Origin of the sequence: Pseudomonas gingeri (genome assembly GCF_013385425.1) — a bacterium.
GTDB classification, from domain to species: Bacteria; Pseudomonadota; Gammaproteobacteria; order Pseudomonadales; family Pseudomonadaceae; genus Aquipseudomonas; species Aquipseudomonas gingeri_D.
The window spans coordinates 66,927-80,522 of the sequence record NZ_JACAQA010000011.1 but is presented as its reverse complement, the minus strand read 5'-3'; the positions used below and the strand labels follow the sequence as shown (position 1 = coordinate 80,522).

11 protein-coding genes are annotated in these 13,596 nt (G+C 63.1%); 5 read left to right on the top strand and 6 right to left on the bottom strand.

Annotation, left to right across the window (positions count from 1 at the left end; translation table 11 throughout):
• Positions 1 to 14: 14 nt before the first annotated feature.
• The 6 genes from HX830_RS16755 to HX830_RS16730 all read right to left on the bottom strand — a co-directional run bounded on the left by HX830_RS16755 (position 15) and on the right by HX830_RS16730 (position 6,706).
• A complete protein-coding gene (locus tag HX830_RS16755) occupies positions 15 to 803 on the bottom strand; it encodes a DUF4123 domain-containing protein (RefSeq protein ID WP_177101326.1) in 789 nt (262 codons plus the stop codon).
• Positions 800 to 2,143, bottom strand: coding sequence for a contractile injection system protein, VgrG/Pvc8 family (locus HX830_RS16750; protein ID WP_177101324.1), 1,344 nt, complete (start codon positions 2,141 to 2,143; stop codon positions 800 to 802). The genes HX830_RS16755 and HX830_RS16750 overlap by 4 nt, the downstream gene beginning before the upstream one ends.
• A gap of 246 nt (positions 2,144 to 2,389) precedes the next feature.
• A complete protein-coding gene (gene speA, locus HX830_RS16745; protein ID WP_100944292.1) occupies positions 2,390 to 4,303 on the bottom strand; it encodes an arginine decarboxylase in 1,914 nt (637 codons plus the stop codon).
• 227 nt (positions 4,304 to 4,530) lie between these two features.
• Entirely contained in the window at positions 4,531 to 4,902 is a 372-nt protein-coding gene (locus tag HX830_RS16740) for a translation initiation factor Sui1 (protein WP_103497777.1), read from the bottom strand.
• A gap of 205 nt (positions 4,903 to 5,107) precedes the next feature.
• Positions 5,108 to 5,635 (bottom strand): NUDIX hydrolase, encoded by a 528-nt coding sequence (locus HX830_RS16735; RefSeq protein ID WP_103497778.1) that lies wholly within the window; start codon positions 5,633 to 5,635, stop codon positions 5,108 to 5,110.
• 3 nt (positions 5,636 to 5,638) lie between these two features.
• Entirely contained in the window at positions 5,639 to 6,706 is a 1,068-nt protein-coding gene (locus tag HX830_RS16730; protein WP_103497779.1) for a DUF2333 family protein, read from the bottom strand.
• Positions 6,707 to 7,012: 306 nt separating this feature from the next.
• Between HX830_RS16730 and HX830_RS16725 the strand changes: the two genes are divergently transcribed.
• The 5 genes from HX830_RS16725 (at position 7,013) to accC (ending at position 13,273) form a co-directional block, all read left to right on the top strand.
• The gene (locus tag HX830_RS16725; RefSeq protein WP_177101322.1) at positions 7,013 to 8,674 is read left to right on the top strand and encodes a response regulator; all 1,662 of its coding nucleotides are present in this window, start codon (positions 7,013 to 7,015) and stop codon (positions 8,672 to 8,674) included.
• A 55-nt stretch (positions 8,675 to 8,729) separates the two neighbouring features.
• Positions 8,730 to 10,691, top strand: a complete 1,962-nt coding sequence (locus tag HX830_RS16720) for a methyl-accepting chemotaxis protein (protein WP_177101320.1) — start codon at positions 8,730 to 8,732, stop codon at positions 10,689 to 10,691.
• Between the two features lie 267 nt (positions 10,692 to 10,958).
• On the top strand, positions 10,959 to 11,414 hold the full coding sequence (gene aroQ / locus HX830_RS16715; RefSeq protein WP_103497785.1) for a type II 3-dehydroquinate dehydratase: 456 nt from the start codon (positions 10,959 to 10,961) through the stop codon (positions 11,412 to 11,414).
• 24 nt (positions 11,415 to 11,438) lie between these two features.
• Positions 11,439 to 11,897 carry an acetyl-CoA carboxylase biotin carboxyl carrier protein gene (gene accB / locus HX830_RS16710; protein ID WP_100944285.1) on the top strand — a complete coding sequence of 153 codons (459 nt, stop codon included), beginning with the start codon at positions 11,439 to 11,441 and terminating at the stop codon, positions 11,895 to 11,897.
• A 17-nt stretch (positions 11,898 to 11,914) separates the two neighbouring features.
• Positions 11,915 to 13,273, top strand: coding sequence for an acetyl-CoA carboxylase biotin carboxylase subunit (gene accC, locus HX830_RS16705; protein ID WP_177101318.1), 1,359 nt, complete (start codon positions 11,915 to 11,917; stop codon positions 13,271 to 13,273).
• Positions 13,274 to 13,596: the final 323 nt, after the last annotated feature.

Genomic DNA, 13,596 nt, shown 5'->3' with positions numbered 1-13,596 from the left:
GCCACACCCTAGGCTCAATCAGGGCTACTGCTCCAGACCTGGCGCAGGTTTTCCAGGCGCTCGCCGGGAGAGTCTCCCGCCAGGCCGGCCGGAACGGACGCCGCCGGATACTCCGCACGCAGATGTAGCCAGCCATCGAGCAGGCCGTACTCGCGAAAGCCCTGGGCGATGCCCTCCTGCATGTGACACCAGGTCCGGTCGTATTCATGTCCGCTACAGCGGCTCCACTGGTAGGCGTGGCGCTCCAGCAGGCAGGTCTGCAGGCGGCGCTGCTGGTGGCTGCTCAGGACCGGTGGCGCACCGAGATCGGCCACCTCGAGCCCGGGGTTGAACAGTTGCTGCCAGCCGACGCCGCCAATGGCCCGGTCCGCCCAGGTCCCACCATACCAGTACAGACAGCGGATGGGGCCGAGCCAGCCGCTCAGTTCGCGCGGGTCCGATGAGTCGAAGAAATAGCTGGCGGTCTGCGGGTTGTAGTAGCTGAGCAAGCCCCGATGCTGTTCGTCGAAACCCACCACCAGTATCTGTCGCAGGTGGGTCAGCAACGCCTGCACCGGCGCCCGGGTGTGCAGGAACAAACCGGGCCAGAGACTCGGGTTGGCCTGGCTGAGGCGGCTCAACGGGCAACCTTCGGCCAGTTGCAGCAGGCGCGGGGCGACTTCGCCCTGGCCCTGAAACGGCGAGCCCTCAAACAGGTTGTAAGCCAGATAGTGCGCGTAACCTTCCTTCAGCGCCTCGAGCACCTCCGGCGCACCGGGCACATCCAGCAGCAACCACTGGCTGCAATCGTCCGTCGCCTTCATGGCAGGCCCCTTCGCGGGAGTGCGCCCCGACAGACGCAATCCCGCACCGCGCAGTGACGCTCGCCGCCGCCCATGGGTTGCCCACACAACAGCACCAGCGGATAACCGGCGTGCAGAGATTCGAGAATCGGGTCCCGGTGCAGACGTTGCGCGCCAGCGGGCAGCGGCCTCGGCAACTGGACATCGCCACGCATGACAATTCGCGGCGCTTGCGCATCGCCGTCCTGAAAACGCACCCACACCGCCGTCCCCACGGTCAGCTCTTCGCACTCATATTGCAGAGAGCGAGCCAACGGCAGCCAGCAAGGCACCGCTGGCGCAGCGCAGCCCTGGGAAAAGGCGTCGATGCACACCGCCACCCGTCCTGCTTGGTCGCGAAAGGTCCCCTGCTCGTCGGCGTCGACCACCTGAGCCCGGAACAGCCCCGATAACACCGGGCTGGGCCAGCGCCGCCAGGAACGAAACGCCACCTCCCAGGAAGTCGCCGCAAAGGCATTGCCATAACGCAGCCGAGGCCCGCCGTCCGCGGCCCCACCGGGCAGGCTGTCGCCACGGTGGCGAAGCCGGGTGACCAGCCACAACCGGTTCCACGCCGCGCAAGGGTGGCCGGAAACGGGCAGATACGCGCCACTGGCCAGACCGGGCAGATCGCTTTCGCCCTCCGCCACCTGGGCCCCACGGCCGCCACGCCGACGACTGCCATCGGCCAGCGTGACGAAAAAATCCAGCACGCCCGGACCCGTCTCATGGGCGAAGCGCGCCCGCGGGGTACGCCGAAACGCCCCCTGGTGATCGGCAAAGACCAGCAAGTGCAGGTCCCGGCTGTGCTGGAAATGATAGTGGATGCCCTCTTCCGCGCAGAGCCGCTGCACAAATGCCAGGTTCGACTCTTCGTACTGCACGCAATAGGCACGCCGGGCATAGTGGCCCTTGAGCGAGAAACGCACGACATCGTCGCCCAGGCCATGCTCCTCAAGCACCCGGGCGATGATCGCCGGAACCGAGCAGTGCTGGAACAGACGCCGGCTCACACGCTGCGCCAGGCAACCCAGGCGCGGCCCCAGGGACAGGCGACAATGGCCCCGCGGCAACCCCCGGAGCGTCAGGTTGACGCCCTGTATCTGCCCGTGAAACCCGGCGTTTTCAGTCCCCAGCGCCAGGTAGCAACTGCGGTACATCAACCCGGCCAGGTCCAGTTCGCCTTCCTCGTCGAGAACATCCAGCTCGAAGGCAAACAGTTCGTCGATCGCCTCCACGCCGCTAAAGGCCGTGACAATCAGGGGATGGGACAAGCCCGCTACATCCAGCCGAAAAAACGGCTCGCTGACTGGATCGAACATTGGCTTTCCTCATACGTGGCACCGACCTGGGATTCTCGCCGAGAGACAAGGCCGAGTAGAGGGCTGAAGTAGTGTTAGAGAAAAGACCTACGCAAAACACGGAACAGAGGAAGCCATCATCTTGACTTCAGCGCATAAAAAACCCACCGCGAAGGGTGGGTTTTTCATAAAAGGACATTGCCTACAAGATCACAGGAAAAAACCAATCTCAAACAAGGCAATTTCCTGGGAACTATTGGCGTCGCCTTATGAGGACAGGTACGAAGAGCGGGTCAACCCCAGACGCAGGGCATCCAGGTACTGGGTACGCTCCTTGACACTGATGTTCGCGCTGGCGACTTTGTCGCGGTAGTGCGTCATCAGTTCTTCCGGCGACAAGTGCACATAACGCAGCATGTCCTCGATGGTGTCATGGGTTTCGATACCGGCGTGGTAGACGCTGCCATCCGGGTTCTGGTAGATGTTCACCGAGTCGGTGTCACCGAACAGGTTGTGCATGTCACCAAGAATTTCCTGATAGGCGCCCACCAGGAAGATCCCCAGCAGGTAGTCCTCGCCCTCGTTCAGGGCGTGCACCGGCAGGCTGGTTTCGATGCTCTGCTCGTCGACGTATTGCTTGATCTTGCCGTCGGAGTCGCAGGTCAGGTCTTGCAGCACGGCGCGGCGCAGCGGTTCTTCGTCGAGACGGTGCAGCGGCAGGATCGGCAGGACCTGGCCGATGGCCCAGGTGTCCGGCAGGCTCTGGAACACCGAGAAGTTGCAGATGTACTTGTCGGCCAGCTTGTCGTTGAGTTCGTCGAGCACCTGGCGGTGCGAACGCTGGCGGGCCTTCAACGAGTTGTGCAGACGCCGGCACACAGCGAAATAGCATTGCTCGGCCAGGGCTTTCTCGGCCAGGGTCAGCTTGCCGTCGGCGTATTGAGTCGCCACGTCGCTCATGTAGTGGGTGGCGCGCCAGTAGGTTTCGGTGACCATCTCGATATCGGTCGGCCCCAGCAGTTCCACCAGCCACTGCACGGTTTCCGGCAGGTTCTCGGGGTTGTCGATGTGTGGCACGTCGTCGTTGTGTTTCTCGACGTCGGTCACCTGCACCACCAGCATGGCGTGGTGGGCGGTCAGCGAACGGCCGCTTTCGGAGAAGATGTTCGGATGCGGCAGGTTCTGCGCATCGCAGAATTCCTTGAGCATGCCGACCACGACACCGGCGTAGTCATCCATGTCGTAGTTGATCGAGCTGGCGTTGCGCGAGTGGGTACCGTCGTAGTCCACCCCCAGGCCACCGCCGACGTCGATATGGTCCACCGGCAGGCCGAGGTTGCGCAGTTCGCCGTAGTAGCGGATCGCTTCCTTGAAACCGTACTGGTAGTCCGCCAGGTTGGCGATCTGCGACCCCATATGGAAGTGCAGCAGGCGAATGCCCTGGTCCAGGCCCGCGTCGCGGAAGCGCTCGACCACCGACAGCAACTGCGCCGCCGAGAGACCGAACTTGGACTTCTCGCCGCCGGTATCGGCCCACTTGCTCGAGGCCAGGGATGACAGGCGCACCCGCAGGCCGATCCGTGGCTTGACCTTGAGGGCCGCGGCCTCTTCGATCACCAGTTCAACCTCGGACTCTTTCTCGATCACGATAAAGACCGTGTGACCGAGCTTCTGGCCCATCAGCGCCAGGCGGATGAACTCACGGTCCTTGTAGCCGTTGCAGACGATGGTGCCGCCCTTCGGCGCCAGGGCCAGCACCGCCAGCAGCTCCGGCTTGGAGCCGGCTTCCAGGCCGATGGAGACGTTCTGGGTGGCGATGATGTTCTCGATCACCGCTTCCTGCTGGTTGACCTTGATCGGGTACAGCGCGGTGTACTTGCTCTGGTATTCCAGGCGCTCGATGTTGGCGTCAAAGGCCCCGGTCAGTTGACGGACGCGGTCCTGCAGGATATCCGGGAAGCGCACCAGCAACGGCAAGGACAAACCGCTCTTGCGCAGTTCGTCGACCTGCTCGAAGAGGTCGATGGGCGAACTGCTCGGGCCGTTCGGACGAACCTCGACGCGACCGGCGTCATTGATCGCGAAATACCCGGCCCCCCAATGGCGAATCCCATAAACACTGCGGCTGTCCGCAACTGTCCATTGGCTGCCATCGTCTTTGCGTGTGCGTCGTACGGACATCGAAGTCCCCTATAAAGAAGTCAAATAGCGCCACCTGGGTCCAGGCTGCGCGCAGTCTAAAGAATGAAAATGACGATTCGCCTGCATACAAGGGGGTAAGACCCTGGATCCAGCACCGAGTTTAGAAACTGTTCGGGAACAGGCTCTGTGAAAACCATGGGGACGACAGCCCGGCTTCGTTTATCCGGGCCGGCGGGTCAACTTCACGGTGGTTTTCACAGAGGCTGCTAACCGCCGGACTTCTTCGCCTTGAAACCGTGTTTTTCCAGCTCGGCCAGCAGCAACTCGACGTGATCGCCCTGGATCTCGATCACCCCGTCCTTCAAGGCGCCACCGGTTCCACAGCGTTTTTTCAACGCGGTCGCCAGGTCCTTGAGGGCGTCTTCGGCCAAGGGCACGCCGGTGACGGTGGTCACCGTCTTGCCGCCACGGCCCTTGCTTTCGCGACGCACGCGGGCAATACCGTCACCGGCGGGGAGCACATTTTGTTTGCAGATACAGGACGCCACCGGCTGGCTACAGTCCGGGCAATGTCGACCTGCGTCGGTGGAAAACACCAGGCCACCGAGGGCGGCGAAGGATGCGGCTTTTTTGGCCACCGGCAATCCTCTTGGGAGGACTAAAGACTGGTCACACCCCCGGGAGGGGCCTGCGACCGCGAAGCCCCACTCAGGCAGGGGCAGCGCAACTGCGGCGGGCAACGCCGCCGCAGCTTTGAAAGTCGCGCAGTGTAACGGCAAAAAGCCCCCGGCCCAATAGCCAAACAGCGCCAATTGATGAAGCTTTTGCGACGTCGCTACGGTGTTATTGCAGATAACGCTTCAAGGCTGCCAGGGAGTCCGGGCAATAGGGCTTTTCAAGGGTTTCGCGCAGGGCCTGGTCCACCGGGACAAAACGCGCCTCGAGGACCTCTTCCGGCTGCAGCCGCAGCGGCCCGTCCCAGACCGCGCTGAACACCGCGCACCAGAGGCGGTTACCCGGCTGGTCGAAGAAAAAGTGCTCGTGTTCGGTCAGCGGCACGCCACTGACCCCCAGCTCCTCTTCCAGCTCACGGGCGGCGGACTCGGCGTAACTTTCGTCGGCCTGGACCATGCCGCCGGCGGCCACATCCCAGTAACCCGGGTAGATGGCCTTGCTCAAGGTACGCCGGTGCACACACAGCTCACCGGCGGAGTTGAACAGCAGGATATAGGTGCCGCGCCCGATCAGGCCGCGCTCGCGCAACTCGATTCGGGCCAGGGCGCCGAGCAATTGGTCATCGGCGTCGACCCAGGCGATCTGCTCGGCATCGGAGGCGGCGCGATGCAGGGCCTCCTTCGAAGCGTTATCCATGGTTCAACCCTGGTTCAGCAGTTGACGCAAATCGATCACCGCCGCGTTGGCCCGGGAAATATAGTTGGCCATCACCAGCGAGTGGTTCGCCAGAATGCCAAAGCCGCTGCCATTGAGGATCATCGGGCTCCAGACCGGCTGCTGGGAGGCCTCCAGTTCACGAATGATCTGACGCACGCTGACCGTGGCGTTCTTCTTCGCCAACACGTCGGCGAAGTCGACTTCGATGGCCCGCAGCAGGTGCGACAGCGCCCAGGCCTGGCCACGGGCCTCATAGAACACGTCGTCGATCTGCAACCACGGGGTTTCGACGATTTCCTCGTCGACCTGCGGCACCTGCCCCGGGACCACGCTTTCGGTTTTCAGCGCGGTGTTGAGCTTGACCCGTCCGACACTGGCCGACAGGCGCTGGGACAACGAACCGAGGCGGGTAGCCACATCACCGAGCCAGTTGTTCAGGTTGTCGGCGCGGGCATAGAACAGCGCGTTGCTCTGGTTCGGATCGGACAAACGGGCCTGATAGCGGCTCAGGGAGTTGATCCCTTCCTGATATTCCGATTCGCTGGACGGCAGCATCCAGCTCTTGTTGTCGAAGTTGAAACGCGGCTCGGCCTTCGCCAGGTCGGCATCTTCAGCCGATTGCGACTGGGAGCGGGCGAAGTCCTTGCGCAGGGCGCGGGTCAGGTCGCGAACCTGGACCAGCACGCCGTATTCCCAGTGGGGAATATTGTCCAGCCAGATACCCGGCGGAAAGCGGTCGTTGGACAGGTAGCCACCGGGCTTGTGGAGCAAGGTGCCGGCCACGGTCTTGAGGGTTTCCACCGTGGTGTAGCCCACCACCATCTTGCGGCCTTCCTTCTCGGCGGCCATCTGTGCGTTCTGCTGCACCGGAAACAGCGCCGGCTCCTGGCTCCAGTACCAACCGATCAAGATCGTGGTCAGCAGGTACAAGCCCAGCAGGGTCGCCAGTGCTCGACTGAACAGCATCCCGCGAAAATAACCGCGGGTCGCCGACTTGGGTTCGGCGGCGCGCTCCGGCGCGCTGTCTTGGCGTTTTTTCCAGTCCAGCATGGCTCTATCCTTTTCCTGAATTCATCGGTTCGACCACAACCCTGCTCCATCGTGCCTTTCCTGTCATTGCGCAAGGTCAAGGGCACGGCAGCGTTGCCATCCGTGCGAGCACTATAAATCAAGCCCCGGCAGGACGCCTCCTCGATACGACCTCTCCGGTCTTGTTGTGGGATCCGAAACAGCGAAACCCATGGGTCACCAAATGAATCAGCTTAATTGACAGATGACACCGCCATTGACGAAAAGAGCTGCTAGCATAGAGCCATCAGTCGACCCCAGCCGTTCCCCTCACTAAGTAGTCAGGACATGACCGAGCCAGAAGACCCCAGCCGCGAGCGCCTCAAGCAGCACTTTGCCCAGCGGGTCATCCACCAGGCCCGGCAAATCCTTGAGATCTGGCAACGCCTGCAACGCAGCGAATGGTCGAGCATCGACATGTCCGAACTGAGCGAAGCCAACCTGCGCCTGCTGCGCTTCGCCGAACGCTTCGAACAACCCGAACATACCCAGTTGGCCCGCCATATCAGCGAATCCCTGGTCGCCGTCGAGGCCAACCGCGGACGTCTGAGCAGCGGCCTGATCAGCGAACTCAATCGTCTGATGCAGCGCCTGTCGCGCACCGGCCTGCGCCATGGCGACCAGCTCGAACAGACCTTCCTGCCGCCACTGCGCAAACCGGTCTACGTGATGCTGCAGGACCACGACCGCGGCGAGCGCCTGGCCAAGCAGCTGGAATTCTTCGGTCTCAGCGCCCAGTCGCTGGACAGTGTCGCGGCGTTCCGTTCGTCGATGGCCGAGCGCCTGCCTTCGGCCATTGTCATGGACGTCGACTTCAGCGGCGCCGGCATGGGCCTGCACCTGGCCGCCGAAGCGCAGCTGGGTCTGGAGCAGAAACTGCCGTTGCTGTTCTTCAGCCTCCACGAAACCGACACCCCGACCCGCCTGGCCGCCGTGCGCGCCGGCGGCCAGGAGTTCCTCACCGGAACCCTGGAAGCCTCCAGCCTGCTGGAGAAAATCGAGGTCCTCACCTGCGTCGCCCAATACGACCCGTACAAGGTGTTGATCATCGACGACTCGCGGGCCCAGGCGCTGCACACCGAACGCCTGCTCAACAGCGCCGGGATCGTCACCCGCACGCTGATCGATCCGATCCAGGCCATGGCCGAACTGGCGGACTTCCAGCCCGACCTGATCATCCTCGACATGTACATGCCGGCCTGCACCGGCACGGAACTGGCCAAGGTGATCCGCCACAACGACCGTTATGTCAGCGTACCGATCATCTACCTGTCGGCCGAGGACGACTTGGACAAGCAGCTCGACGCCATGAGCGAGGGCGGCGACGACTTCCTGACCAAGCCGATCAAGCCGCGCCACCTGATCACCACCGTGCGCAACCGCGCCGCCCGCGCCCGCAACCTCAAGGCGCGGATGGTCCGCGACAGCCTGACCGGCCTGTACAACCACACCCATATCCTGCAACTGCTCGAAGACTGCAGCTTCCGCGCCCGCCGCGAATGCAAGCCGCTGAGCTTCGCAATGCTCGATATCGACCACTTCAAGCGGGTCAACGACAGCCACGGCCACCCCATGGGCGACCGGGTGATCAAGAGCCTGGCGCTGTTTCTCAAACAACGCCTGCGCAAGACCGACTTTATCGGCCGTTATGGCGGCGAAGAGTTCGCCATCGTCATGCCCGATACCGATATCGAGTCGGCCTATAAAGTGCTGGATGAAATTCGCCAGCGCTTCGCCGAAATCCACTACCCGGCGCAACCGCAGGATCTGTGGTGCACCTTCAGCGCCGGGGTGGTGGAACTGCAGGCCGACTCCGACAGCCTGATGATGGCCGGCCAGGCCGACGAAGCGCTCTACCGCGCCAAACATGCCGGCCGCAATCGCGTGCAAGCGGCAAGGCAAAGTGCCAGCTTTTCATCGGACGCCACCGATTCAGTCATGACCCTGTAACAAAACAGCAATAACTTCAGGTACTTACCACTTTTTGTCGTGGATAGAATCCTGAATGCGCCTGAAACTGCTGACCAACCTCAACACCCTGCTGCTCGTCGCCGTCTGCCTGGCGCTCGGAGCCACGCTCTGGTGGTCGCAACAGGCGCTGGAACGTCCCTACCAACTGATGGAGCGTTACCTCAGCCTGTCGCAACAGTTCCAGAACCAGGCGGCGCGCAATATCGAAGATTACCTGGGCAGCGGCGACGCCTTGCGCCTGAGCAGCGCGGGCCAGGCCATCGAGCAGCTGGGAAAGCAGCTCGATGCCCTGCCACCGGACCTGAGCGCGACCCTGCGCCCGAGCCTGGCCGCCCTGAACGACTTCAGCAAGACCGACCTGCTCGCCGCCGGCAAGCTGGCCGGCGACCCCCAGGCCCTGCTGCTCCAGGCCGAACGCGAGCTGGGCGGCAACCTCGATCAACTGAGCCAATACGCCACCCAGGCCAAGACGCCAGAAGCCGCCGCCTACCTGCCCCTGTTGCTGACCGCTTCATCGCACCTGGCCAAATTGAGCCTGGCGCGGGACAAGCTGGTCAGCAGCGGACGCAGCGAACTGGCCGCCGATGTCGAACGCGAACTGGCGAGCATCCGCGGCCAGGCCGAGCAGCTCGAAGCCCTGCCCTTGCTCGGCGTGACCGCCAGCAGTGAGTCCAGCACCGACGATTTCAGCGCCATGATGGGCCTGGAAAACACCGAAAAGGCCGTGGTCCAGGACACCGGCGTCGACCTCAAGCGCGAACTGCACAGCCTGCTGACCCGTTACCCGGCGGAATTGAACCGCACCCGCGAGCAGATCCAGAAACGCTCGGACCTGGCGGCGGCGACCCACCTCAAGATCAGCGCCGTACAGCAGGCGATTGCCGGGCTGGAGCCGGAAGTCCGCGCCCAGCATGGCAAGATCCAGGGCGACGTGCGGATGATGCAGGGCCTGATGATCGGTCTGATCCTGCTGATCGCCCTGTTGATCGACACCCTGCAACGCAAGCTGTCGCGGGTATTGACCAACCTCGCGCCGGCGCTCTCGACCTGGGCCGAAGGCGATTTCAGCCGGGATATCCAGTTGGGCAAGACCAACCGCGAACTGCACGATATCGAAGCCTCGTTGAACCGCCTGCGCGCCTACCTGGTGGATCTGGTGGGCACTATCCGGCAGAACGCCGAGGAAGTCGCCGGCAGCAGTCGCGCCCTCGCCGACCTCAGCGGCGGCCTGCACAGCGGCGCCGAGCGCCAGGCCGGCGATACCGCGCAGATCCGCGACGCCCTGGGCGAACTGGAAGCCACCATCCAGCAAGTCGCCGGCGACGCCAGCCAGGCCGCCGATGCCAGCCGCAGCGCCGGCAGTGCGGTCGAACATGGGCAAAAAGTCATCGGCCTGAGCCTCACCGGTTTGCACGCACTGGTGGGGGAAGTCCAGGGCAATGCGCAGATGATCGAGAAACTCGCCGAGGAGTCGGCGACCATCGGCGGCGTGCTCACGGTGATTCGCTCGATTGCCGACCAGACCAACCTGCTGGCCCTCAACGCCGCCATCGAAGCCGCTCGCGCAGGGGAAATGGGCCGTGGTTTCGCCGTGGTCGCCGAAGAGGTGCGCAGCCTGGCGCAACGCACGGCCGGGGCCACGGGCGAGATCCAGACCCTGATCGCCGGCCTGCAGAACGCCGCGCGGCAATCGGTGGAAGGCATGCGTGCGCAGGTCGAACATGCCGAGGCCACGGCCGGCCAGGCCCAGGCGGCGGACGGCGCACTGGACAAGATCGTCGGCGCGATCCAGACCATCGCCGAGACCGCGGTGCGCATCGCCGATGTCACCGCCCAGCAAAGCGGCGCCGTCAGCGAAATCCGCGATCACAGCGAACGTATTCACCAGTTGGGCGGCGACAACCTGCTGCGCATCGGCGAAGGCCGCAGCCAGGGCGAACACCTGCTGGTGCTGGGCGGACAGCTGCGTACCGCCGTGCAGGCCTTCCGCGTCTGACCGGGCGCCACACACCGCGCCTCCCCCCTGTGCCCTCACCCGCGACAGCGGCAAAATCGCCACTGCGGGGGGCATCGGCGAAACCGCTGCGGCGAACTTCGTCGAACCTGTTGCCGCGACGAATGACCAGATCCGACAAATCAGTCATAAACTTCGCGCGAACATCGGACATCGTGCTGGCTATTGCAGGTAACTGGACAGTCGCCAAAGCTTTCCGGCATAGTCGGCCCGCACCGACAACTGCACGTGAATAACAAGGAACAACCGATGGCGACCCTACTGGTTCTGCACGGACCCAACCTGAACCTGCTCGGCACCCGCGAGCCGGGTGTCTACGGCGCGGTGACACTGGCCGAGATCAACCAGGACCTGGAGCGCCGGGCCCGCGAGGCCGGGCACCATCTGCTGTACCTGCAAAGCAACGCCGAGTACGAACTGATCGACCGGATCCACGCGGCCCGTGGCGAAGGCGTGGACTTCATACTGATCAATCCGGCGGCTTTTACACACACAAGTGTCGCATTACGTGACGCGTTGCTGGCGGTGAGCATCCCATTCATCGAAGTGCATTTGTCGAACGTGCACAAACGCGAACCTTTCCGCCATCACTCCTACTTTTCAGATGTTGCTGTGGGAGTGATCTGCGGCCTTGGCGCCAGCGGTTACCGACTGGCCCTGGAGGCCGCCCTGGAACAGCTTGAATCACAGGCTAAACACCCCTGACCGACCCTTGGGAGTTGACGATTAATGGATATCCGTAAAGTTAAGAAACTGATCGAATTGCTGGAAGAATCCGGTATCGACGAGCTCGAGATCAAGGAAGGCGAAGAGTCCGTACGCATCAGCCGCCACAGCAAGACCCCGGCGCAGCAGTACTACGCTCCGGCACCGATGCCAGCACCGGTCGCCGCCGCTCCGGCTGCCGCCCCAGTGGCAGCGGCCCCGGTCGCTGCAGCCGCCCCGGCGCTGAACGGCACCGTAGCCCGTTCGCCGATGGTCGGTACCTTCTATCGCAAATCCTCGCCGGCCGCCCCGTCGTTTGTCGAAGTCGGCCAGAGCGTGAAGAAAGGCGACACCCTGTGCATCGTCGAAGCCATGAAGATGATGAACCACATCGAAGCTGAAACCAGCGGTGTGATCGAGTCCATCCTCGTCGAAGACGGCCAGCCGGTTGAGTACGACCAACCGCTGTTCACCATCGTTTGAAGCGCGGAGAGCCAACGATGTCGAATCCTGCGAAGTTGGAAAAAGTCCTGATCGCCAACCGCGGTGAAATTGCACTGCGGATCCTGCGCGCGTGCAAGGAGCTGGGGATCAAGACCGTCGCCGTCTACTCCAAGGCCGACAAGGAGCTGATGCACCTGGGCCTGGCGGACGAATCCGTGTGCATCGGCCCGGCGCCTGCCGCCCAGTCCTACCTGCACATCCCGGCCATCATCGCGGCCGCGGAAGTCACCGGTGCCACGGCGATCCACCCGGGCTACGGCTTCCTCGCGGAAAACGCCGACTTCGCCGAACAGGTCGAGAAATCCGGTTTCGCCTTCATCGGCCCGCAAGCCGACACCATTCGCCTGATGGGTGACAAGGTTTCGGCCAAGCACGCCATGATCAAGGCCGGCGTCCCCACCGTTCCCGGTTCCGACGGCCCGCTGCCGGAAGACGAGGAAGAAGCCCTGCGCATCGGCCGTGAAGTCGGCTACCCGGTGATCATCAAGGCCGCCGGTGGCGGTGGTGGTCGCGGCATGCGCGTGGTGCACAAGGAAGAAGACCTGATCTCCTCGGCCAAACTGACCCGCACCGAAGCCGGTGCAGCGTTCGGCAACCCGATGGTGTACCTGGAAAAATTCCTCACCAACCCGCGTCACGTGGAAGTCCAGGTACTGTCCGACGGCCAGGGCCACGCCATTCACCTGGGTGACCGCGACTGCTCGCTGCAGCGTCGCCACCAGAAGGTACTGGAAGAAGCACCGGCCCCGGGCATCGATGAGAAATCCCGCCAGGAAGTCTTCGCCCGCTGCGTCAAGGCGTGCATCGACATCAACTACCGTGGCGCCGGCACCTTCGAGTTCCTCTACGAGAACGGCAGCTTCTACTTCATCGAGATGAACACTCGCGTGCAGGTGGAGCACCCGGTATCGGAAATGGTCACGGGCATCGACATCGTCAAGGAGATGCTCAGCATCGCCGCCGGTAACCCGTTGTCCTACACCCAGGACGACGTGGTGATCCGCGGTCACGCCCTGGAGTGCCGGATCAACGCCGAGGACCCGAAGAAGTTCATTCCGAGCCCGGGCACCGTCAAGCACTTCCACGCACCGGGCGGCAACGGCGTTCGCGTCGACTCGCACCTGTACAGTGGTTATGCGGTACCGCCGAACTATGACTCGTTGATCGGCAAGCTGATCACCTATGGCAAGGACCGTGACGAAGCCCTGGCGCGCATGCGCAACGCCCTGGACGAAATCGTGGTGGACGGGATCAAGACCAATATCCCGCTGCACCGCGACCTGGTTCGCGACGAAGGCTTCTGCAAGGGTGGTGTGAACATTCACTACCTGGAACACAAGCTCGCCAACCAGTGAGTGCGTGATCCCATCGACAAGGCCGCTTGATTGCGGCCTTGTTGTTTCTGGCATAAGCCACCGTGCCAGGCGACCTTGAGGGCCTCTTCGCGGGCAAGCCACGCTCCTACAGGGCTACGTCGTTCACGATCTTTTCGTACAACATAAACCTGTAGGAGCAGGGCTTGCCCGCGAAGCTCTTGACGATTTCGAGGGCCCCTTCGCGGGCAAGCCACGCTCCTACAGGGGATTGCGCCAGACTCAGGTTCGCTTTTTTGAATACCGCCCAAGGCGCTGCTCAAGTAGACTTGCGCGTTTCTCGCAGCCCCCGCGGTTGCACACTC